The sequence below is a fragment of the Sulfitobacter sp. TMED3 genome (assembly GCF_002167505.1).
Taxonomy (GTDB): Bacteria; Pseudomonadota; Alphaproteobacteria; order Rhodobacterales; family Rhodobacteraceae; genus Sulfitobacter; species Sulfitobacter pontiacus.
Window position 1 is genome coordinate 1 of sequence record NZ_NHBI01000057.1, and the last position, 20,974, is coordinate 20,974.

Sequence of the window (20,974 nt, forward strand, 5' to 3'; positions counted from 1 at the left end):
GATCCGGTCCTGCTGACCCAGCAGATACAGGATCTCTGTCGTGGATTGCCCGATGGTCACGGTGGTCTGGGGGGCCGCGTCAAAGCTGAGCGTGTGGCCGCAGTTGTCGATGGTCAGCGGATAGTCTGTCTCTGCGCCAAGCGCGGTGCTGCCTGCAAGGCTCGCAATCAGGGTCAGGCTGGAAAAAAATGGTTTCATATCAAGGGCTCCGGTTGGTCCGATGCCGGGGTCTTTGAATAGAAAGAGAAGGGGCCAGCCAAACGGCGCGCGGGCGCATTTCGGTCTGCGCGTGTGGTAAGATCCGGTCCCATCATCATCCTCTCCCGAGCAACCCCGCCCGGTGTTTCAGGTTCAGTGTCGGCAGGTCTCCTGACTGACGGATCGCGGCTGTCCCCGCCTTCCCGGACCTTTAGGCCCAGTGGCATGATGGAGGTAGCTCACCGTCTACAGTTGCGGGGGCAGTTCCGGTTCATCCACAGCAAAGCGCGGATGGCGAATTCCCTATTATTTCCCGAAGGAAACCGACCCGGTTTCGATGACAGTTGTCCGCCCACCCGTCAAGTTGCGTTTTTGCGGTCGTCATCGCGGGACAAAGGCAAATAACGCAGGCCACGGTTCCGCAGAACGGGCGAGAGGCAAATAACAAACGGATGGAAAACCAAGTGGCAGCCCGTAGGGGAGTCGAACCCCTCTTTTCAGGTTGAAAACCTGACGTCCTAACCGATAGACGAACGGGCCACTTAGCTTGTGAGCGCTTCTCTAAGGAATGCGGCGCAGGCGCGCAAGCAGAAATCGAAAGAAAATGAAAAATTTTTACGCAGGTGCCGCATCTTCCAGACGCAGCTGCACAGACTGTCGGCCGCGCCAGGTATTGATGTCCAGACGACCGGCCAGATGGAACCGTGCACCACCGTGATTTTCCAGTGCCGGGCCAAGCGGGCCGTCAAATGCGCCAAAGGCGATGGCGTCCATTTTGGTGTTGTTGCCGTCGCCGAAACTGATCTTCAGGTGGCTTTCACCCACCCGCTTGGCAAAGCGGATCTGCATGTCGGCAAAGGCATATCGCGGTGCAGGGGCACCGGCCCCGAAGGGGCCTGCCTGTTCCACCTGCTGCGCCAATTCCACCGTCGCGGCGGCGGGCATCAACATGCCGTCCAGCTTCAGGTCTGCGGCACCGGCCAGATGCGCGCCCTGCTTGGCCAGTAGCTCTGACAGCCGCGCCATGGCGGCGTCCAGCTTGTCTTCGGCCACGGTCAGACCGGCGGCCATCTTATGCCCGCCGCCCTTGATCAGCAGCCCCTCGGCCGCCAGCCGCTGGATCGGCGCGCCCAGATCGATCCCCGAGACAGAGCGGCCAGAGCCTTTGCCGATGCCATCCTCGAACCCGATCACGATCGACGGCCGGTTGGACGCCTCTTTCAAACGCGAGGCGACGATGCCCACCACGCCCGGGTGCCAGCCCGCGCCCGAGGCCCAGACCAAAGGCGCGTCAAAGCCGCGGGCCTCTGCCTGATCCAGCGCGGCGGCGCGGACAGCGGTTTCGACATCGCGGCGTTCGGTGTTCAGCAGGTCCAGCTTTTCGGCAAGCGACTGCGCCTCATGGGGATCATCGCAGGCCAGCAGCCTTGCCCCCAGATCCGCTTGCCCGATGCGCCCGCCCGCGTTGATCCGCGGGCCAAGCAGAAACCCAAGATGATAGGCCGCCGGGGCCGTATCCATCCGCGCCACATCGGCCAAGGCGGCAAGCCCCAACCTGTCGCGCCGCGCCATGACGCGTAGCCCCTGACGCACAAAGGCGCGGTTCACGCCGATCAACGGGGCGACATCGGCCACCGTGGCNAGCCCCACCAGATCCANCAGCGCCATCAGGTCAGGCCCGCGTGCGCCCGCTTCGCGCAGTTGGCGCCCTGCCTCGACCAGCATCAAGAACACCACTGCCGCGGCACAAAGATGCGCCAAGGCACCGTCTTCATCCTGCCGGTTGGGGTTCACCACGGCCAAGGCGTCGGGCAGGGTCTCTCCGCCCAGGTGGTGGTCCAGAATAACGACATCCGCNCCGACCGCNGCGGCCACCGGCCCATGCGACAANGTCCCGCAGTCAACGCAGACNATCAGATCATGGGCCGCGGCCAGCTCGGCCATCGCGGCGTCATTGGGGCCATATCCTTCGTCGATCCGGTCNGGCACATAAAGCGTCGCGGCGCAGCCCATCTCGCGCAGCCAGACCAGCAGCAGCGCGGCAGAGCTGCCACCATCCACATCNTANTCCGCAAANACGGCAATCCGCTGACGCGCTTTGACCGCNGNAAGAAANCGCGTCGCGGCTTTNTCCATGTCGCGCAGGGANCGCGGGTCAGGCAGCAGATCGCGCAACGACGGCGCAAGAAACGCTTCGGCNTCTTCCGCCGCCACACCGCGCCGCGCCAGCACCTGACACAGGGCCAGCGGCAGGCTGGTCTGCTGCACCAGAACTTCGGTCGCGCGTTCCACCTCGACACCGGGGCCAACCCAGCGACGCCCCGTCAAAGACGCATCAACACCTAGAAAGCTCATGCATCTCCCCCTTCCAAATGGTCAAAAATCCTCGCCGAAGGCATCCGTCCCATCCTCCCCACAATGGGCAGGGCAGGGGCGCGGCCGCGCCCCTCGGGGTTACAGATCCTCGATCCGCAGCGCCACGGGATCACTTGCCAGCACACCGGTTTTCGCCATCGCGGCCAGAGCCTCGTCCAGCGCGGTGCGGCTGCATTTATGGGTAACGATCAAGACGGGTGCCTGATCGCTGCGGTGTTCGGTCTGGCGCATGCGGTCGATGCTGATGCCGGCCTCGCCCAGAACGGTGGCGACCTTGGCCAGGGCACCGGGTTTGTCCAGCAGGCCCATGCGCAGATAGAAGGCGGCGGGGCGCTGCGACAGGGCCGCGGTGGCCGAGGCGAGCGTTGCCGCCTTCTGGCCAAAGACCGGGCCATGCCAGCCGCGTGCGATATCGCAGATGTCCGACAATACAGCGCTGGCGGTGGGGCCTTCGCCGGCTCCGGGGCCGCGCAGGACGATCTGCCCGATCGCATCGCCTTCCAGCACGATCATATTGGTCCCGCCCGCGAGTTGCCCCAGCGGAGAGCTGTCGGGCACAAGACAGGGCTGCATGCGCTGTTCCAGCCCCCGGCCGGTCATTTGCGCGACGCCGAGAAGCTTGATCTTGTATCCCATATTCGCGGCAGCCTGAATGTCGTCGATGCTGACGCGCTGGATGCCTTCGATCTCGATCCCGTCGAAATCCACCTGTGTGCCAAACGCGATCGAGGACAGGATCGCCAGCTTATGCGCCGCGTCAATCCCGCCGACATCAAGGTTCGGGTCCGCTTCAAGATAGCCAAGCGCCTCGGCCTCCTCGAACAGAGAGTTGTAGCCGTTGCCGGTCTCTTCCATGCGGGTCAGGATATAGTTGCAGGTGCCGTTCATCACGCCCATGACGCGGGTGATCTCGTTCCCGGCAAGGCTTTCTGTCAGCGCCTTGATCACGGGGATGCCCCCGGCCACAGCGGCTTCATAGCGGATCAGGCAGCCCGCGGCTTCGGCTTGTTCGGCAAGCGCCTGACCGTGGATCGCCAGCAGCGCCTTGTTGGCGGTGACCACATCCTTGCCCGAGGCAAGCGCGGCTTCGGTGGCGTCCTTGGCGGGGCCTTCGTCGCCGCCCATCAATTCGACAAAGACATCCACATCGTCACGTTTCGCCAGTGCGACGGGATCATCTTCCCACGCGTAGCCCGACAATGTGACACCGCGGTCCTTGTCGCGGCTGCGGGCAGAGACGGCGGTGATGGTGACGGGGCGACCGGTGCGGGCCTCGATCAAGGCAGCCTGCTTGCGGATGATCCGCACCACGCCAACCCCAACGGTGCCCAATCCGGCAATCCCAAGACGAAGCGGTTGTGACATGGTGCAATCCTTTTGGTGGTGCGCGGCAGCGGGCTGCGGCGTTTCGGGGGTTTAGCCGCGATGTAGCCCTTTCCCACCGCGCACGCAACGCGACATTGCATGCGCCTTATTGCAAACCTTGGGACAAACGCTGCTTTTCCGACCCCGACAGAACCGATCTGCGCAAGCGCGCCGCGCGCGCCTGCAACCGTTCGACCCGCGATGTCAGCCCGTTTTCGGTTTGCGGGATGTTCACCTGTCCGGCCTCGGCCTTGGCAAGCAGCGGATCGACCGGCACAATCGCGGGATAGTCCGAGGCGAGAAGCTCGGGCGTGGCACGGCTGTCGAGCGCGGGAAACTGCGTGCAGGCCGCGGGCAGCGTCAGCGCGGCAAGGCAGAGCGGAAGAAGGATACGGTGCGTCATAGATCAGTCATGCACCAGNGACGGAANTCGCGCAAGCAGGGGTTTGCCTTTGAACATGCGTTCAATTAACCTTTGACCCATGGCGCGTACAACCGGATCACATTCTGACATCACTCGGCCCAAAATCCGCGCGGCAGCGTTGCGGCTTTTCGCCCGTCACGGCTTTGCTGCCGTATCCATGCGGGCACTGGCGACGGAAGTCGGGGTGCAGGCGGGCGCATTGTATAATTACACGCCGGACAAGCAGACNNTGNTGTTCAGCCTGTTGCAGGACCATATGAACGACCTGCTTNCGGCCTGCGANAGTGACCCCAGCCAAAGCGCGGTGGATCGCNTGCGCCNATTNGTCGATTTTCACATCCGCTTTCACGCCGACCGCCCGGACGAGGTTTTCATCTCTTATATGGAGCTGCGCAACCTCACGCCNNAGAATTTCGCCGAGGTCGAAGCATTGCGCCGCCAGTATGAAGACCGGCTAGAGACGATNTTGCGNGACGGGGCGGCGGCGGGGGATTTCGCCATCGCGGATACCAAGATCGCGACCTTGGCGGTGATTGCGATGCTGACAGGGGTGAATACGTGGTTTCGCGCNGGCGGACGGCTGTCGCTGGACGAGGTNATCGCGCAATATTGGGATATGGTGCGCAAGTCCGTCACGGCGGGNTAGGCCCCCGCGCGTGACGCTGGTTTTCAAGGCGCTNAGGGNCGCAGGGCGTTAATCGTCAAAGCCGACGAACCGCGTGACCTCTTCGACGGGGCGGCGGGTAGAGACGACGGCATTGGCCGAAAANTCCTCGTCCGGCCAGCCCATGGCGACGCAGGTCATGATCACCTGATCGTCGGGGATTTGCGCATGTTCACGCACCACAGGCGATTGCATGATGCCCTGACCGTTGATCACGCAGCCCAGACCCTTGCTCCACGCGGCGAGGACAAGGCCGTAGGTCACCGCGCCCAGATCGAAATGCGCGATGGTGCCATTGTCATCCAGCGACTTGTCAAAGCAGACGACGATGGACACCGGCGCNTCNAACTGNCGGAAGCCGCGCATCACCCAATCCTGACGGCGCTCCTTGTCGTCGCGTTCGATCCCCATGGCAGCAAAGAGCTGTTTCGCGATGCCGACCTGCCGGTCNCGGTGNACACCGGCATAGGCCCCGTGATCGCTGATTTCACGCACCGGCGGCACGCCTTGCAACATACGGGTCGAATTCCCTTCACGGACTTTCTCAAGCGGTTCGCCGGTCAGCACATGCAGATGCCACGGCTGGGTGTTCATCGAGGATGGCGCGCGATTGGCCAGTGCGATGACCTCTTCCAGCANGGCGCGCGGCACGGGGTCTTTCTTGAAGCCCCGGATGCTGCGCCGTTCCTGCATTGCCTGTTTCAGTTCCATCTTGCCCTCCCGCAAATTTCCTGACGGCTGTCAGACTGTTGCAGTTCCGCCGTGGGGTCAAGCGCGGGTGGGGCCGCGTGCCGCTGCGTCAGATCAGCAGTTAGGGACGTTGACCGCCAGCCCCCCAAGCGAGGTTTCTTTATACTTTTCAGACATATCCGCACCGGTCTGGCGCATGGTTTCGATGCAGGCGTCCAGCGGCACCAGATGCGTGCCGTCNCCGCGCAGCGCAAGCGACGCGGCGGANACCGCCTTGATCGCGCCAAGCCCGTTGCGTTCGATGCAAGGCACCTGCACCAGACCGCGCACGGGGTCGCAGGTCATGCCNAGATGATGCTCCAGCGCGATTTCGGCGGCGTTCTCGATCTGCTGCGGCGTGCCGCCCATNACGGCACAGAGCCCGGCNGCGGACANGGCGGNNGCGNTGCCCACTTCGGCNTGNCAGCCCGCTTCCGCCCCCGAGATCGACGCGTTGAATTTGACCAGCCCGCCGATCGCCGCAGCGGTGAGCAGGAAATCCTCGATATGCGCCTCTGATGCGCCGGGGACGTGATCCAGATAATAGCGCAAGGTAGCGGGCATCACACCNGCNGCGCCGTTGGTGGGGGCGGTGACGACTTGCCCACCGGCGGCATTTTCCTCGTTCACCGCCATAGCGTAAACGCTCATCCAGTCGTTGATCGTATGAGGCGCGCGCTGGTTCTGGCCGCGTTCTTGCNGCAGCGCATCATGGATCGCCTTGGCNCGGCGTTTGACGTTCAACCCGCCGGGCAGGATGCCATCGGTTTCNAGCCCGCGGTTGATGCAGTCGTTCATCACCTGCCACAGCCGCTTGGTGCCGTCGCGCAGCTGCGCCGCCCCGCCGCGCGATTCCTCGTTGGCNCGTTTCATCTGGGCGATGCTCTTGCCGGACTCNGNCGCCATNTGCAGCATCTCGNTTGCGGATTTGAACGGGAAGGGNANCGGCGCGCCTTNGTCCGTGTCNTTGCCCGCCGCCAGTTCGGCTTCGGTCATCACGAAGCCGCCGCCGATGGAATANTAGGTNTCGCGCAGGGTGACATCGCCTTGGGCGTCGGTGGCCATCAGCATCATCCCGTTGGCGTGGCCGTCGAGCTTGGTGTCGTAGTCAAAGATCATATCGGACTTGGGCGCGAAACTCAGCGTGCCAAACTCGGGCAGGGTGATCGTCTGCGTGCGGTTTATCTCGGCCAGTACCTCTTCGGCGCGGTCATTATCGTAGTCTTGCGGCGTGAACCCCGCGAGGCCAAGGATCGTCGCGCGGTCCGTGGCGTGGCCCACGCCGGTAAAGGCCAGACTGCCATGCAGCGATGCGCGCAGGCCCGCGAATTTGAACGGAGAGGCACGCATCAGGTCCAGAAACCGTGCCGCCGCCACCATCGGCCCCATCGTGTGCGAGGAGGACGGGCCGATGCCCACTTTGAACATATCGAAGACAGAGAGAAACATCAGGTGGCACTTCCTATGGGTGGGGTGGCAAGGTGGGGCGCGGTAAACGGCGTGGGCCCCAGCCCTTCGGCGGTTTGCGCGGCCGCCGTGCAGGGGAGCGTTTCGACCCGAGCGCAAAGCGCGTGCAGATGCGGGGTGGCGCGCAGATCGAACCAGCGGCGATCACGGTTGCGCGGATACAGCGCGCACCAGCGCAACAGCGGGGCGAGGTAAAGCGCAAGCGCGAGGGGCAGCGTATCCGCCGCGGCCCGGTCCTCCAGCCTGCGCAGGTGGGTCTGCAACGCTTGGGTTAGGGTTGTGTGCAGCGCGTCTTGGGCGGTGTCGTCGTCGCCCACGTATTTGTCAGGGTAAAACAGCATACGCAGGGCAGGGTGCACCGTATTGGCAACGAAAAACAACCACTTGAGGAAATCCGCCCGTGTGGCATCCTTCGGGGCAGGGGCCAGCCCCCCGTGCCGGTCCGCCAGCCACAACAGGATCGCGCCGGTTTCGAACATCGGCCCGTCCGGCGTCTGCAACGCGGGGATCAGCCCGTGCGGGTTCAGCGCCCGATAGGCGGGGGCAGACTGCGCCTGCGCCGCGCGATCGACCAGACAGGTGTCATAGGCCACGCCCTGCGCCTCAAGCGCGAGGCGGATGATCAGGGAAGCATTGTCGGGGGCGTAGTGCAGCGTGTAATCGGTCATAGGCCGGTGGTATCCCATTGCGCCGGAGGCGGGCGATTGAAAACGACCGATCTGCGCGGTTTGCGGTACTCTATCCAGATTATCGGCGCGTAACACCCCCGTGGCACCGTGGCGCAGACCATGTGGCACCGCCCGCAGGCCACGCGACGCGACGACAATGCGGTTTTGAGGGTCGCGCGCCGGCGCGGCTGCGTCTATAAGGGCGTCGATTAACGAGGAGTCGCTGCCATGACCGGAGAATTGTCACCCATCGATAAGGCCAAATTTGTCGCCGCCAAACGCGCTGCACAATTTGTAGAAGACGGAATGCGCGTCGGATTGGGCACCGGCTCTACCGCCGCGTGGCTGGTACGCTGTTTGGGCGAGATGGTGCGCGACGACGGCTTGCGGATCAAGGGCGTGCCCACGTCGACCCGCACCGCGCAGCTGGCGCGCGAAGTGGGGATCGAGGTGATCAGCCTTGATGAAGCCAAGTGGCTGGACCTGACTATCGATGGCGCGGACGAGTTCGACGGAGAGCTGAACCTGATCAAGGGCGGCGGCGGTGCCTTGCTGCAAGAAAAGATCGTGGCCACTGCCTCCGATCAAATGGTCGTGATTGCCGACATCGGCAAAGAGGTCGAAACACTGGGCGCATTTCCCCTTCCGGTAGAGGTTATTCCCTTTGGCTGGCAGACCACACAAGCGCTTGTCGAAGAGACTTTGGTGTCGATGGACGTGCTGGGGCGCAATTCCACGCTGCGTATGAACGGCGACATCCCCTTCGTGACGGACGAGGGGAACTACATCCTTGACCTGCATCTCAAGCGGATCGGCAACACCCGCCAGATGGCCTTGGTCATGAACCAGATGCCGGGCGTAGTTGAAAACGGGCTATTCATTGATATCTGTGATGCCGTGGTGATCGGCTATGGCGATGGCCGCGTCGAAGTGCGCGACATCAACGAAGGCACTGTTGATCGCGATAAGATGGAGTTTGTCGAGACGGATAACCTGTTCTCCGACCTGAGCGATTAACAAAGAAAGGCCCCGGCCCAGATGAGCGATTTTGATTACGACCTTTTTGTCATTGGTGGCGGTTCCGGCGGTGTGCGCGCGGCGCGTGTTGCGGCGGGCGAATACGGGGCCAAAGTCGCCCTCGCCGAAGAGGACCGCTATGGCGGGACATGCGTGATCCGGGGCTGCGTGCCGAAAAAGCTGATGGTTTTTGCCTCGGGCTACGCCGAGCTGGTGGACGAGGCGCAGTGCTTTGGCTGGGACATCAAGCCGGGCACCTTCGACTGGCACGCNTTCAAGACCCGTTTGAANACTGAANTGGACCGGCTGGAAGGCGTNTANCGCAAGCTNTTGGCCAATTCGGANGTCGATACCTTTGACCAGCGCGCCACGATCAAGGACGCGCATACGGTGCAGCTGGCGAATGGCGAAACCCGCACGGCCAAACACATCTTGCTGGCCACCGGCGGCCGTCCGGTACGCCCTGATGTACCGAACGCCCAGCTTGGGATTGTGTCGGACGATATCTTCCATCTCGAAAGCCTGCCCAAGTCGATCCTGATTGTGGGTGGTGGCTATATCGGCTGTGAATTCGCCTGTATCCTGAATGGCTTGGGCGTCGANGTGACGATGTACAACCGCGCGGCNCAGATCCTGCGCGGTTTTGATGACGAGGCCCGCGGACTGATCGCTGAATCNATGACAAATGCAGGCGTCGATATCCACTGCGGCACCANCATCGTCGAAATGGCGCTGGAATCCGAACACGAGGCGGGCACCATGCCCAGCAACTCTGACGCGGCGATGGGGGCCACGGCTGAACAATCGAACGAGCTGAACAATTGCGACGCGCGCGCAGGCACGCAGGGGCCGATCTGGGTCAAAGCCTCCAACGGGGCCGAGAAGGTCTTTGANATGGTGCTGTTCGCCACAGGGCGCGCACCGAATACCGATGGCATGGGGCTGGAAGAGGTNGGCGTNTCGCTGGGCCGTCGCCAAGANGTCGAAGTCGACGAATACAGCCAGTCGGGCGTNCCGTCGATCTATGCCATCGGCGATGTCACCGACCGCGTGAACCTGACACCTGTTGCGATCCGCGAAGGCATGGCCTTTGTGCAAACCGTCTTTGGCGGCAACCCGACGCCCGTGGATCACGACCTGATCCCGTCGGCCGTGTTCACACAGCCCGAATTCGGCACCGTCGGCCTGACAGAAGAGCAAGCGGCAGAGCAGGAACCGGTCGAGATTTANTCGGCGTCGTTCCGGCCCATGCAAACGGCCTTTGCCGAAAAGAACAAACGTGTGATGATGAAGCTGATCGTCAGCAAGGAAACACGCGTCGTTCTGGGGTGCCACATCGTCGCACCGAACGCGGGCGAGCTGATCCAGCTGGTGGGCATTGCCGTGAAGGCGGGGCTGACAAAAGAGCAATTCGACGCGACCTGCGCCGTGCACCCGACCATGTCCGAAGAGCTGGTCACCATGCGCAGTCCGACACGCACTGCTTGAAGTTCGGGCGAATATGCCCAACTCTGCACAAGATAAAACCGCGTAGGCGGTTGGGATAGGGCCGCTATAGCGGCCATACATAGGGAAGAATTAATGGCTGGAAATACAGGCGGTCCTTGGGGCGGCGGAGGAAACTCAGGCGGTGGGAACAATGGTGGCGACCGCAACCGGCCCGGAGGGCAGCGGCCCACCGGTGGTGGCGGGCGCGGTCCGGGTGGTGACAAAGGTCAGATGCCCGAGATCGACGATCTGGTGAAAAAGGGTCAGGAACAGCTGCGCGTCCTCATGGGCGGCAAAGGCGGNACTCGTAATTCCGGCGGCTCTGGCGGGAATATGGGCGGCGCAGGCCCCAAGTTCACCCGCGGCACAGTGGGTCTGGGTCTGGTGGCGGCCGCTGTCGTCTGGGGGATGGCAAGCTTTTATACCGTGCGCCCTGAACAGCAGTCGATCGAACTCTTCCTTGGCGAATTTTCTGGCATCGGGACAGAGGGTCTGAACTTTGCCCCTTGGCCCTTTGTCACNGCCGAAGTCTTTGANGTGACCACCAACCGCGCCGAAACCATTGGCGCAGGACGCAGTGGCGACGATAACGAAGGGCTGATGCTGACCACGGATGAAAACATCGTCGANATCGANTTTCAGGTCGTCTGGAACGTNAAGAANGCCGAGAACTTCAAGTTCTCGCTGCGGGATCCGCANATGGCNGTGCGTGCGATTTCTGAATCCGCCATGCGCGAGATCATCGCCCAGTCCGANCTGGCACCGATCCTCAACCGTGACCGTGCCACCATCGAAGCCTCCGCGCGCGAGCTGATCCAGACCACGCTTGATAACCGCGAGACCGGGATCAACATCATCCGCGTCAACTTCAACAAGGTGGATCCNCCCAGCCAGACGGTCACCGTGACGGATGCAAACGGCAACACGACGCAGGAATCCGTCATCGACGCCTTCCGCGACGTGCAAGCTGCCGAACAGGAACGCGATCGGGTGGAACGTCAGGCTGACGCNTANGCCAACCGCCGCACCGCCGAAGCCCGTGGTGAATCCGCCCGTCTGCTGGAAGCCGCCGAAGGGTACCGTGCGCGTGTGGTCAACGACGCCGTGGGTGAGGCAAGCCGCTTTGAAGCGGTATTGCAGGAATATGCAGCAGCACCCGATGTAACCCGTCGCCGTCTGTACATCGAAACCATGGAGAAAGTTCTGGGAGACGTGGACAAGATCATCCTCGAAAACGGCTCTGACGGGACCGGGCAGGGGGTCGTGCCTTACCTGCCGCTCAATGAACTCCGCAACTCCAACCGAGGATCGAACTGATGCGTAAACTCAATATCCTCATCCCCGTGGTTGTGATCGCAGCCGTTGTCGCCNTGTCGTCGATCTTTATCGTGGACGAACGTGAACGCGCGCTGGTGCTGCGTTTCGGCCAGATCAAACAGGTGCGTGAAGACGCGGGCATCGGGTTCAAAATCCCGCTGCTGGACGANGTCGTCCGCTACGACGACCGTATCCTGTCGCTTGAAACGCCGATGATCGAGGTCACCCCCGCCGATGACCGTCGTCTCGAAGTGGATGCCTTTGTGCTGTACCGCATCAACAGCGTGCGCCAGTTCCGTCAGGCCCTTGGCACCGACGGTGGCCGTCAGGCTGAAATCCAGTTGAACGGTATTCTTGACGGTCAGATCCGTGCGGTTCTGGGCTCGCAGGGNGTGACATCCAACACCATCCTGTCGCCCGAACGCTCTGCACTGATGGACCAGATCCGCGAACGTTCTGACGCGCGTGCGCAGGCGCTTGGTCTGGATGTGGTCGATGTGCGTTTGCGCCAGACCAACCTGCCAGAGCAGAACTTTGACGCGACCCTGCAGCGGATGATCGCTGAACGTGACCGCGAAGCGACCGATGAACGCGCCCGTGGCCGCGAGGCGGCGCAACGTGTCACNGCCCTTGCGGATCGTACCTACGAGGAAATCCTGTCGGAAGCCCGTCGTGACGCCCGTATCACCGAAGGTGAGGCCGACGCCGAGCGGAACAAGATCTTTGCGCAAGCCTACTCCAAGGATGCGGAGTTCTTTGAATTCTACCGCTCGCTCAGCGCTTACGAGCAAGCGTTGAAGGGCGAGAATTCTACCATGGTGATGTCGCCCGACAGCGAGTTCTTTAACTATCTCAAGTCGGACGAAGGCAGCCGNAGCCAACGCGCGACCACCACCGGGACCGGCAACTGATCCTATCCACGGTGCACNTTNAAACAGGGGCTNGCAGAAATGCCGGCCCCTGTTTCGTTTGGGGGCATGACCNCNGGATCAACGGGATAAGGGGCGGCAATTTCGCATAGAAACCGAAGGTCGCGTTGACATGCGCGTGAGGATGACCATCTTTCACCTTGCAGCAGTGGGTTTGCNGATGCACTCTGCCAAGGACACATAAACGGGGTGTATCGCCCCTTATAAAACCGGAGTTGACGAATGCAGCCAAAGGCCGTTTCCCTGTCGCGTACCGACGCAATATCGCCCCAGATCAAATGGTTGATGATGGGCATGCTGGCGCTGGCTTTTGTCCTGATGCAGGCCGTGGTCGCACTGGCCAAACCCGAAAGCCTTGCNCCGCTTGCGGAAAAGATCAGCCCGTCGGTCGTGAATATCACCACNTCCACCACCGTNGAAGGGCGCACNGGCCCCCGTGGCATCGTGCCCGAAGGCTCCCCCTTCGAGGATTTCTTCAAGGAATTCCGNGACCGCAACAATGGTGGCGAAGCCCCCGCGCCACGCAAATCNTCGGCGCTTGGGTCGGGGTTTGTNATCTCTGAAGACGGGTTCGTCGTGACCAACAACCACGTGATCGAAGGCGCGGACGAGATTACCATCGANTTTTTCACCGGTCTTGAACTGAAGGCCGAAGTCATCGGCACCGACCCCAACACCGATATCGCCCTGCTTAAGGTTGAAGCCCCAAGTGCGCTGCCGTTCGTCAGCTTTGGCGACAGCAATGCCGCCCGCGTTGGTGACTGGGTGCTGGCCATGGGGAACCCGCTGGGGCAGGGGTTTTCCGTCTCGGCCGGAATCGTCTCGGCGCGCAACCGTGCTTTGTCGGGCACCTACGATGACTATATCCAGACGGATGCTGCCATTAACCGCGGCAACTCCGGGGGGCCGTTGTTCAATATGGACGGCGAAGTTATCGGCGTGAACACCGCGATCCTGTCGCCCAACGGCGGCTCCATCGGGATCGGTTTCTCGATGGCGTCGAATGTCGTGACGCGTGTTGTGAACCAGCTTAAGGAATTCGGCGAAACCCGTCGCGGCTGGTTGGGTGTGCGTATTCAGGACGTTACTCAGGATGTGGCCGACGCGATGGGGCTTGCCAAAGCGTCCGGCGCGTTGATCACTGATGTACCGGACGGCCCTGCGAAGGATGCGGGCCTGAAAACCGGTGATGTGATCCTCAGCTTTGCAGGGGTCGAGGTTGAAGACACCCGCGGTCTGGTCCGTCAGGTGGGCAACAGCACTGTCGGGGCCTCGGTCCGCGTGACTGTCCTGCGCGAGGGGAAATCCCAGACGCTCAAGGTCAAGCTGGGCCGCCGCGAAGATGCCGAAGGGGCAGGGGCGTCGGCCTCGGCACCAGAGGATGAGGCAGAGCCCGAAGCGCCTGCGTCAAAGTCGGTGCTTGGTCTGACAATCACGCCGCTGACGGATGATCTGCGTACCGAGCTTGGGGCGGATGATTCAGTCGAGGGTCTGGCCGTGACCGAGGTGGACGAGATGTCGGAAGCCTTCGAGAAAGGCCTGCGTGTAGGGGACATCATCACCGAGGCGGGCCAACAGCCGATCCTGTCCATCACCGATCTGGAGGACCGGATCACCGAGGCCAAAGACGGCGGCCGCAAGTCGCTGTTGCTGTTGGTGCGCCGCGCAGGTGACCCGCGCTTTGTGGCCTTGGGTCTGGGCGACTAAACCCGCCCCACGTCGCTGGAAGAACACTGCCCCCGTCGGTCCCTGTACCGGCGGGGGTTTTGCGTGGGGCGCGTCTGCACGCTGCCGGTTGTTTCGCATATCGAAAGCCGATAGGATTTACGTCAAATGAAGGACAGCCCCATGCACGACACATCCACGACGGCCATTCGCAGCGATCGGCTGTCTGCGCTGCGCACCCAAATGCTGGCAGAGGCGGAAATTACCAGCGTGCAGAACCAGTCGCTGATCCAAAGCCGCCGCGAACAGATTTGCGAGGCGGCCTTGTCGCTGTTTCTTGAGAAAGGCTTTGCCGCCACCACGATCCGCGACATCTGTGCGCGCTCGGGCGTCAATCAGGCCAGCATCTATGATTATATCGCGAATAAGAACGACATCCTGCGCCGCCTGCTGAACCAGCTGTGGTTCCGCGAGGACGTGTCGACGCTGCCGATCATCCTGCTGGATGAAAACCTGTCACTTGAGGACGCGTTCGAGAAATACTTCCGCGAAAGCTGGTCGATGAAACGGGATGGCACGTTGCTGGCCTATCGGTGCGTGCCGCATATGCAGGCCGAAGACCGCCGCGCCCTGCATGCGCGCGAGTTTGCGGTGATGAAGGATCTGGCGGACCAGCTTGCCCCGCGTCTGGGGATGCACAGCGACGATCAACGGCTTGATATCGTTGCCAATCTGATGGTGTTCCTGTCAGCCTTTGGCCCGATGCGCGACTGGCTGATCCGTGACATCCCGGACGAGGTGATCCTGCGCACGATCTCGGCCGGTGCGGCGGCGATGGTCAGATCGCTTGCGGATCAGACGCAGACCTAAAGCTTGCGGGCGCGAATGACCGTGTGGTGGCTGACCAGCTCGTAGCCCATCTCGGCCGCGACACGATCCAGCAGCGTCGCGATCTCGGTCCCTGGAATTTCCACCAGATCCCCACTGTCGACATCGACCAGATGGTCGTGGTCCGTGTGGGGCATCATCTCGTAGCGGGCAGGGGCATCATCCAGCACCAGTTTGCGCACCAGCCCCGCGTTTTCAAGCACTGACATCGTGCGATAGACCGTGGCGACNGANACNGTGTCATCCANNCTGCGNGCCTTTTCATACAGNTCTTCGACATTGGGGTGATCGTCGGTTTCCGACAGCAGCGATACGATGGTTGTGCGCTGTGGCGTGACCCGCAGGCCCGCTTCACGCAGCAATTGCTTGTAATCAGCGCTGTGGGTCAAACCGATGTCCTTTCTCGTCTGCNTTCTTGTTACGCAAGATTCATCTTGCCCGCAAGTTTATGCGACCTATTCTTATTTGCATGTTTGACATATGCGACTAATTCGCATTTACATCTAGCGAACGCATTGCTCCTTGGAGGAACAGAATGAGAAAGAATGTGCTGGCGTCGGTTTTTGCNCCGGTTCTTGGTGTNGCGGCGATGGCNGGCGTGCCTGCGGTTGCGGCTGATTTCAAAGTCGTCACGACCTTTACGGTTCTTGCNGATATGGCGCAGCAGGTGGGCGGCGATGCGGCAGAGGTGGTATCGATCACNAAGCCCGGTGCCGAAATCCACGGNTANGAGCCCACCCCGCGCGATATCGTGGGCGCGGTGGATGCCGATCTGATCCTGTGGAACGGCATGAACCTAGAGCTGTGGTTCGAGCAGTTCATCTCGAACCTCGGGGATATTCCGTCGGCCACGCTGACCGACGGGGTGGAGCCGATCTCTATCGGGGAGGGGGAGTATGAGGGCAAGCCGAACCCCCACGCCTGGATGGGGCTGGATAACGCGCTGATCTACGTCGACAATATCGCGGCAGCTTTTGCCGAACACGACCCTGACAATGCGGCGANCTATGCCGCCAANGCTGAAAGCTANAAACAGGAAATCCGCGATACGATCACGCCCCTGCGGGACCGGATTGCNCANATCCCCGAAGACCAGCGTTGGCTGGTGACCTGNGAAGGNGCGTTCAGCTACCTCGCGCGGGATTTCGGGATGAAAGAGCTGTACCTCTGGCCGATGAACGCCGACCAGACCGGCACGCCGCAGCAGGTGCGCAAAGTCATCGATTCCGTGCGCGACAATGATATTCCGGTCGTTTTCTGTGAGAGCACGGTGAATACCTCGCCTGCAAAGCAGGTCGCNCGGGAAACCGGCGCGGCCTATGGTGGTGTGCTTTATGTCGATAGCCTCAGCACCGCCGAGGGNCCCGTGCCAAGCTATCTGGACTTGCTGCGCGTCACCTCGCAGACTGTCGCGGACGGGCTGGATGCAGGCCTGAAGTAAATGGATACCNCTATGCACCCCGCCCCCACGACGANCNCAGATGTCAGCCTTGCGCCCGATGCGATCGGCATCAAGGCCACAGATGTGACCGTGACCTATCGCAACGGCCACACCGCGCTTTATGATGCCAGCTTCGAGATCCCGCGCGGTACGATCACGGCGNTGGTCGGGGTGAACGGGGCGGGGAAATCCACGCTGTTCAAGGCGATCATGGGCTTTGTGCCCGCCGCGCAGGGGCAGATCACCCTGCTGGGCAAGACCGTCAAACAGGCGTTGCGAGAAAACCTTGTGGCCTATGTCCCGCAGTCNGAAGAGGTCGATTGGGCCTTTCCGGTGCTGGTGCAGGATGTGGTAATGATGGGGCGCTATGGGCATATGGGGTTNCTGCGCCGTCCCAAAGCCGCCGATCATGCNGCGGTGGACGANGCCCTGCGCCGCGTCAANATGACCGATTTCCGCCACCGCCAGATCGGAGAACTGTCCGGCGGGCAGCGCAAACGCGTTTTTCTGGCGCGCGCCTTGGCGCAGAACGGGCAGGTGATCCTGCTGGACGAACCCTTTACCGGCGTAGACGTNAAGACCGAGGACCAGATCATCGACCTGCTGCGNGAGTTGCGCGACGAAGGNCGGGTGATGCTGGTGTCGACGCATAANNTGGGCTCTGTCCCGGAATTCTGTGACCGGACCGTCTTGGTCAAGGGCACGGTGCTGGCCTATGGNCCGACGGAAACGGTCTTTACCCATGACAATCTGGAAACGGCTTTTGGCGGGGTGCTGCGGCACTTTACCCTTGGGGGGCAAGACCTGCACGATGATGACGACGGGCGCGAGCTGCGGATCATCACCGACGACGAACGCCCCTTCGTGCATTACGGCGAACGCATCGACACCTCCGAGGACGACACATGATCGACCTGCTGCTAGAGCCGTTCAGCTATGACTATATGTTCAACGCCATGTGGGTGTCNGCGATGGTGGGGGCGGTTTGNGCCTTTNTGTCGTGCTATCTGATGCTCAAGGGCTGGTCGCTGATCGGCGACGCGNTNAGCCATTCTGTCGTGCCCGGTGTGGCNGGGGCCTATATGCTGGGGCTGCCTTTTGCGCTTGGCGCGTTTCTGGCGGGCGGTATGGCGGCGGGGGCGATGCTGTTTCTGTCNGGGCGGTCGGGGCTGAAGATCGACGTGATCATCGGCATCATCTTTACCGCATTTTTCGGCTTGGGCCTGTTCATGGTGTCGCTATCGCCCATGTCGGTCAGCATCCAGACCATCATTATGGGCAATATCCTTGCCATCGCGCCGCAGGATATCGTGCAGTTGGCGATCATCGGNGTCGTCTGTCTGACCGTGCTGCTGCTGAAGTGGAAAGACCTGATGGTCACCTTCTTTGACGANAACCACGCACGCTCCATCGGGTTGCGGCCCGAGCTGTTGAAGGCGGTGTTCTTCATGCTGCTGTCGGCGGCGGTGGTGGCGGCGATGATGACCGTCGGGGCCTTTCTGGTGATCGCCATGGTCGTGACNCCGGGGGCGACGGCCTATCTGCTGTGTGACCGTTTCCCNCGGCTGATCATCGTATCGGTGCTGATCGGCACGATCACCAGCTTTCTGGGGGCCTATGCCAGCTATTTTCTGGACGGGGCGACAGGCGGGGTGATCGTCACGCTGCAAACCGCGATCTTCCTGCTGGCCTTTGTCTTTGCGCCCAAACACGGTGTGCTGGCCGCGCGGCGCAAGGCTGCGGCGGCGCTCAAATCCTTGCGAGACGGGGTGGCCCCATGATCGAGACGTTGCTGTTTCCCTTCCAGTTTCCCTTCATGCAGAACGCTTTCTGGATCGTCCTGCTGGTCGCCCCGCCGACGGCGTTGCTGTCATGCTTNCTGGTGCTCAANGGCTGGGCCTTGATGGGCGATGCGGTCAGCCATGCGGTCCTGCCGGGGGTCGTGCTGGCCTGGATNACGGGNNTGCCGNTGATTGTAGGGGCCTTTGCCGCGGGCATGTCCTGCGCGATGCTNACCGGATACCTGAGCTACAATAGCCGGATCAAACANGACACCGTGATGGGGGTCGTCTTTTCNGGCATGTTCGGGATCGGCATCATCATGTACACCTCGATCACCACGAACCAGCATCTGGATCACGTGTTGTTCGGCAATATGCTGGGCGTCGGCGCGCAGGATCTTTGGACGGCGGGGCTGATCTCGGCCTTTGTGACGGCGTTTCTGGTGCTCAAGTGGAAAGATCTGCTGCTGCACGCCTTTGACCCCGCACAGGCGCAGGCCAGCGGGCTGCACACGGGGTTCTTGCACTATGGGTTGCTGGCGGTGTTGTCGCTGACCATCGTGGCGACGCTGACGGCGACGGGGCTGATCCTTGCGGTGGCGTTGCTGGTCACACCGGGGGCGATTGCCTTTCTGGTGGTGCGCAGCTTTGGCCCGATGCTGATCGTATCTGTGCTGGTCTGCCTGTTGTCGATGTTCGCGGGCGTCTACGCCAGCTTCTTTCTGGANAGCGCACCGGCGCCGACAATCGTGTTGATCCTGACGGTGATCTTTGTCCTCGCCTTCATCAACCGTTTGCTGGTGACGCGCCGCACCTCGCGTCAGGCGGCACGGGGGTAGCCTTGAAGGGGAGGCGGGCTCTAGACCCGCCCGACCTTGAACCCGCGGGACAGATGATTGCNCATGGCAAACAGCAGCAATGCGCCGGGCANCATAGANGTCAGCGTAAAGGCCATGACCATCCCGATATCGGTCTGAAAGCCGAACATCGCGCTNAGCGCCATAGAGATCGGCTTGCCGTTGGTGGTGGTCAGGATGCGGGCAAAGACGACTTCTACCCANCTGAACATAAANCAGAAAAACGCAGTCACCGCGATGCCGGGCGCGATCTGCGGTAGCAGGATTTTCCAGATGTAGCGGGGGCGCGAATAGCCATCNAGNAANGCCGTCTCGTCCATCTCGCGCGGGACGGCGGCGATGAANCCCTGCANAATCCAGATCGACACCGGCAGGTTGAACAGACAATGGGCCAGCGCGATGCCGGTGACCGAGTTGACGATGCCAAGCACCGANAAAAGCTGGAAGATCGGCAGGGTCAGCACCACCGGCGGGGTGATGCGAAAGGCGATGAAGCTGAAGAACAGNTGTTTGTCCCCCAGAAACGACAGCCGCGCAAAGGCAAAGGCNGCGGGCAGGGCGACGGGGATGGTGATCGCGATATTGATCAGCACATAGGCGACTGAATTGCCAAAGGCCGCGCGCAAGCTCGGGTCGGCCCAGATGGCGCGATANTTGCGCAGCGTCGTCTCGCCCAGGCTCAGCCCGTCCTGCGCCAGCGTCGCGGTAAAGCTNANCACCGTCATCTGCACCAGCGGCAGGATAGTAAAGAGGATGAACGCCCCCAGCAGCGCCAGTTTGATCACGGGCCATGCCCGACGCGGTATCATCACGGCACCCCCGGTTTGGGATCGTCAAGCTTGGCCTGCACCTTGGTAAAGACCCATGCCACCGACAGCACGATCAGAAAATATAGCACCGACCGCGCGGCCGAGGGGCCGTAGTTGAACGCCTTGATCTCCTCGCCCAGATCGACGGCNAGNAACAGNCTGGCCTCGGCCGGGCCGCCGGCATTGATCGGAAAGGCCTCGGTGTAGATCATGAAACTGTCCATGAACCGCAGCAGCACCGCCATGANCANNACNTGCTGCAANCGCGGCANNTGGATATGGCGAAACACCTGCCANGGGCGCGCCCCNTCGATGGCGGCNGCCTGATANAGCGGNTCGGGGATNGTGGTCAGCGCGCTATAGGCGAGGATGACCACAAGGCTGGTCCAATGCCACGTGTCCATTGCCAAGATCACCACCCATGTCAGCACGGCGCTGTCCTTCCACGCGGCGGGCCAGCCGTAGCCCGCCAGCCACTGCCCCAAAATNCCTGTGTCGTCGTTCATCAGGCTCAGCCAGAGCGCAGGGATCATNTTCCACGGTACCAGCAGCGGCANCGACAGCACAGCCAAGGCCGCCCCCGCCCAGATCCGTCCGCGCGGGATGCACAGGGCCAGCGCGATCCCCAGCGGGATCTGGATGCACAGCACGAAGGTCGAGAACAGCGCGCTGCGCCCGAAGCTCGCCCAGAAACGCGGNGCGGTGATCAGGTCNCGAAACCANTCNGTNCCGATCCAGAAGCGCGATTGNAGGGTGAAAATCTCGAAGAACGAATAGTTGATGACGGTGANCAGCGGGATCAGCCCGACCACCCCCAGCAAGAGGCAGGCGGGGGCGACAAAAAGCCAGCCGCGCGAGTCATGCTGCTTCATGGGGTTCTGTCCATGTTTT

The 20,974-nt window shown here is 61.9% G+C and carries 20 protein-coding genes, 1 tRNA gene, 1 pseudogene and 1 riboswitch; of the genes and pseudogenes, 11 read left to right on the plus strand and 11 right to left on the minus strand.

Going from position 1 to position 20,974, the window contains the following annotated elements; all coding sequences use genetic code 11:
• From CBB63_RS13835 to CBB63_RS13855, 5 genes and pseudogenes are all read right to left on the minus strand, one after another.
• Positions 1-198, minus strand: a pseudogene (locus tag CBB63_RS13835) (ABC transporter substrate-binding protein); the annotation flags it as partial.
• A gap of 144 nt (positions 199-342) precedes the next feature.
• Positions 343-541: riboswitch (cobalamin riboswitch) on the minus strand.
• Between the two features lie 122 nt (positions 542-663).
• Positions 664-738: transfer RNA gene (locus CBB63_RS13840), tRNA-Glu, on the minus strand.
• A 75-nt stretch (positions 739-813) separates the two neighbouring features.
• On the minus strand, positions 814-2,553 hold the full coding sequence (gene recJ, locus CBB63_RS13845; protein WP_286699566.1) for a single-stranded-DNA-specific exonuclease RecJ: 1,740 nt from the start codon (positions 2,551-2,553) through the stop codon (positions 814-816).
• 99 nt (positions 2,554-2,652) lie between these two features.
• Positions 2,653-3,939 (minus strand): homoserine dehydrogenase, encoded by a 1,287-nt coding sequence (locus CBB63_RS13850; protein WP_074635663.1) that lies wholly within the window; start codon positions 3,937-3,939, stop codon positions 2,653-2,655.
• Positions 3,940-4,045: 106 nt separating this feature from the next.
• Positions 4,046-4,342, minus strand: coding sequence for a hypothetical protein (locus CBB63_RS13855; protein WP_286699567.1), 297 nt, complete (start codon positions 4,340-4,342; stop codon positions 4,046-4,048).
• Between the two features lie 79 nt (positions 4,343-4,421).
• On the opposite strand from CBB63_RS13855, the gene CBB63_RS13860 reads away from it, so the two are divergent.
• Entirely contained in the window at positions 4,422-5,009 is a 588-nt protein-coding gene (locus CBB63_RS13860; protein ID WP_286699568.1) for a TetR/AcrR family transcriptional regulator, read from the plus strand.
• A 48-nt stretch (positions 5,010-5,057) separates the two neighbouring features.
• On the opposite strand, the gene CBB63_RS13865 is transcribed toward CBB63_RS13860, so the two are convergent.
• The 3 genes from CBB63_RS13865 to CBB63_RS13875 all read right to left on the minus strand — a co-directional run bounded on the left by CBB63_RS13865 (position 5,058) and on the right by CBB63_RS13875 (position 7,891).
• Positions 5,058-5,738, minus strand: coding sequence for a nitroreductase (locus CBB63_RS13865; RefSeq protein WP_286699569.1), 681 nt, complete (start codon positions 5,736-5,738; stop codon positions 5,058-5,060).
• 93 nt (positions 5,739-5,831) lie between these two features.
• Positions 5,832-7,205, minus strand: coding sequence for an L-serine ammonia-lyase (locus tag CBB63_RS13870; RefSeq protein WP_286699570.1), 1,374 nt, complete (start codon positions 7,203-7,205; stop codon positions 5,832-5,834).
• Positions 7,205-7,891 carry a glutathione S-transferase family protein gene (locus CBB63_RS13875; protein ID WP_286699571.1) on the minus strand — a complete coding sequence of 229 codons (687 nt, stop codon included), beginning with the start codon at positions 7,889-7,891 and terminating at the stop codon, positions 7,205-7,207. Before CBB63_RS13875 ends, CBB63_RS13870 begins: the two co-directional genes overlap by 1 nt.
• A 228-nt stretch (positions 7,892-8,119) precedes the next feature.
• Here CBB63_RS13875 and rpiA point away from each other — a divergent pair, with 228 nt between their 5' ends.
• The 6 genes from rpiA to CBB63_RS13905 all read left to right on the plus strand — a co-directional run bounded on the left by rpiA (position 8,120) and on the right by CBB63_RS13905 (position 15,177).
• Positions 8,120-8,908 carry a ribose-5-phosphate isomerase RpiA gene (gene rpiA, locus CBB63_RS13880; RefSeq protein ID WP_005852551.1) on the plus strand — a complete coding sequence of 263 codons (789 nt, stop codon included), beginning with the start codon at positions 8,120-8,122 and terminating at the stop codon, positions 8,906-8,908.
• 21 nt (positions 8,909-8,929) lie between these two features.
• On the plus strand, positions 8,930-10,396 hold the full coding sequence (locus CBB63_RS13885; RefSeq protein WP_286699572.1) for an FAD-dependent oxidoreductase: 1,467 nt from the start codon (positions 8,930-8,932) through the stop codon (positions 10,394-10,396).
• A gap of 93 nt (positions 10,397-10,489) precedes the next feature.
• A complete protein-coding gene (gene hflK / locus CBB63_RS13890; RefSeq protein ID WP_286699573.1) occupies positions 10,490-11,713 on the plus strand; it encodes an FtsH protease activity modulator HflK in 1,224 nt (407 codons plus the stop codon).
• A complete protein-coding gene (gene hflC, locus CBB63_RS13895; RefSeq protein WP_286699574.1) occupies positions 11,713-12,624 on the plus strand; it encodes a protease modulator HflC in 912 nt (303 codons plus the stop codon). Before hflK ends, hflC begins: the two co-directional genes overlap by 1 nt.
• A gap of 240 nt (positions 12,625-12,864) precedes the next feature.
• Positions 12,865-14,349 carry a DegQ family serine endoprotease gene (locus CBB63_RS13900; protein ID WP_286699575.1) on the plus strand — a complete coding sequence of 495 codons (1,485 nt, stop codon included), beginning with the start codon at positions 12,865-12,867 and terminating at the stop codon, positions 14,347-14,349.
• 141 nt (positions 14,350-14,490) lie between these two features.
• A complete protein-coding gene (locus tag CBB63_RS13905) occupies positions 14,491-15,177 on the plus strand; it encodes a TetR/AcrR family transcriptional regulator (protein WP_235183770.1) in 687 nt (228 codons plus the stop codon).
• On the opposite strand, the gene CBB63_RS13910 is transcribed toward CBB63_RS13905, so the two are convergent.
• Complete coding sequence (locus CBB63_RS13910) at positions 15,174-15,584, minus strand: Fur family transcriptional regulator (RefSeq protein ID WP_286699576.1); 411 nt, start codon at positions 15,582-15,584, stop codon at positions 15,174-15,176. The two genes, CBB63_RS13905 and CBB63_RS13910, sit on opposite strands and share 4 nt — an antisense overlap.
• A gap of 200 nt (positions 15,585-15,784) precedes the next feature.
• Here CBB63_RS13910 and CBB63_RS13915 point away from each other — a divergent pair, with 200 nt between their 5' ends.
• From CBB63_RS13915 to CBB63_RS13930, 4 genes are all read left to right on the plus strand, one after another.
• Positions 15,785-16,636, plus strand: coding sequence for a metal ABC transporter substrate-binding protein (locus CBB63_RS13915; RefSeq protein WP_286699588.1), 852 nt, complete (start codon positions 15,785-15,787; stop codon positions 16,634-16,636).
• Between the two features lie 12 nt (positions 16,637-16,648).
• Positions 16,649-17,545, plus strand: a complete 897-nt coding sequence (locus CBB63_RS13920) for a manganese/iron ABC transporter ATP-binding protein (protein ID WP_286699589.1) — start codon at positions 16,649-16,651, stop codon at positions 17,543-17,545.
• The gene (locus CBB63_RS13925) at positions 17,542-18,417 is read left to right on the plus strand and encodes a metal ABC transporter permease (protein WP_286699577.1); all 876 of its coding nucleotides are present in this window, start codon (positions 17,542-17,544) and stop codon (positions 18,415-18,417) included. The genes CBB63_RS13920 and CBB63_RS13925 overlap by 4 nt, the downstream gene beginning before the upstream one ends.
• Positions 18,414-19,256: a metal ABC transporter permease gene (locus tag CBB63_RS13930; protein ID WP_286699578.1), complete on the plus strand. Its 843-nt coding sequence runs from the start codon at positions 18,414-18,416 to the stop codon at positions 19,254-19,256. The genes CBB63_RS13925 and CBB63_RS13930 overlap by 4 nt, the downstream gene beginning before the upstream one ends.
• 20 nt (positions 19,257-19,276) lie before the next feature.
• Here the strand turns inward: CBB63_RS13930 and CBB63_RS13935 are convergent, their stop codons facing one another.
• Positions 19,277-20,083 (minus strand): carbohydrate ABC transporter permease, encoded by an 807-nt coding sequence (locus tag CBB63_RS13935; RefSeq protein WP_286699579.1) that lies wholly within the window; start codon positions 20,081-20,083, stop codon positions 19,277-19,279.
• Positions 20,083-20,955: a carbohydrate ABC transporter permease gene (locus CBB63_RS13940; protein ID WP_286699580.1), complete on the minus strand. Its 873-nt coding sequence runs from the start codon at positions 20,953-20,955 to the stop codon at positions 20,083-20,085. Before CBB63_RS13940 ends, CBB63_RS13935 begins: the two co-directional genes overlap by 1 nt.
• Positions 20,956-20,974: the final 19 nt, after the last annotated feature.

Bases quoted from the DNA above. Each gene is read 5' to 3' on its own strand.
- CBB63_RS13850 (WP_074635663.1), bottom strand. From the start codon at position 3,939: ATGTCACAACCGCTTCGTCTTGGGATTGCCGGATTGGGCACCGTTGGG.
- CBB63_RS13855 (WP_286699567.1), bottom strand. From the start codon at position 4,342: ATGACGCACCGTATCCTTCTTCCGCTCTGCCTTGCCGCGCTGACGCTG.
- CBB63_RS13875 (WP_286699571.1), bottom strand. From the start codon at position 7,891: ATGACCGATTACACGCTGCACTACGCCCCCGACAATGCTTCCCTGATC.
- rpiA (WP_005852551.1), top strand. From the start codon at position 8,120: ATGACCGGAGAATTGTCACCCATCGATAAGGCCAAATTTGTCGCCGCC.
- CBB63_RS13905 (WP_235183770.1), top strand. From the start codon at position 14,491: ATGCACGACACATCCACGACGGCCATTCGCAGCGATCGGCTGTCTGCG.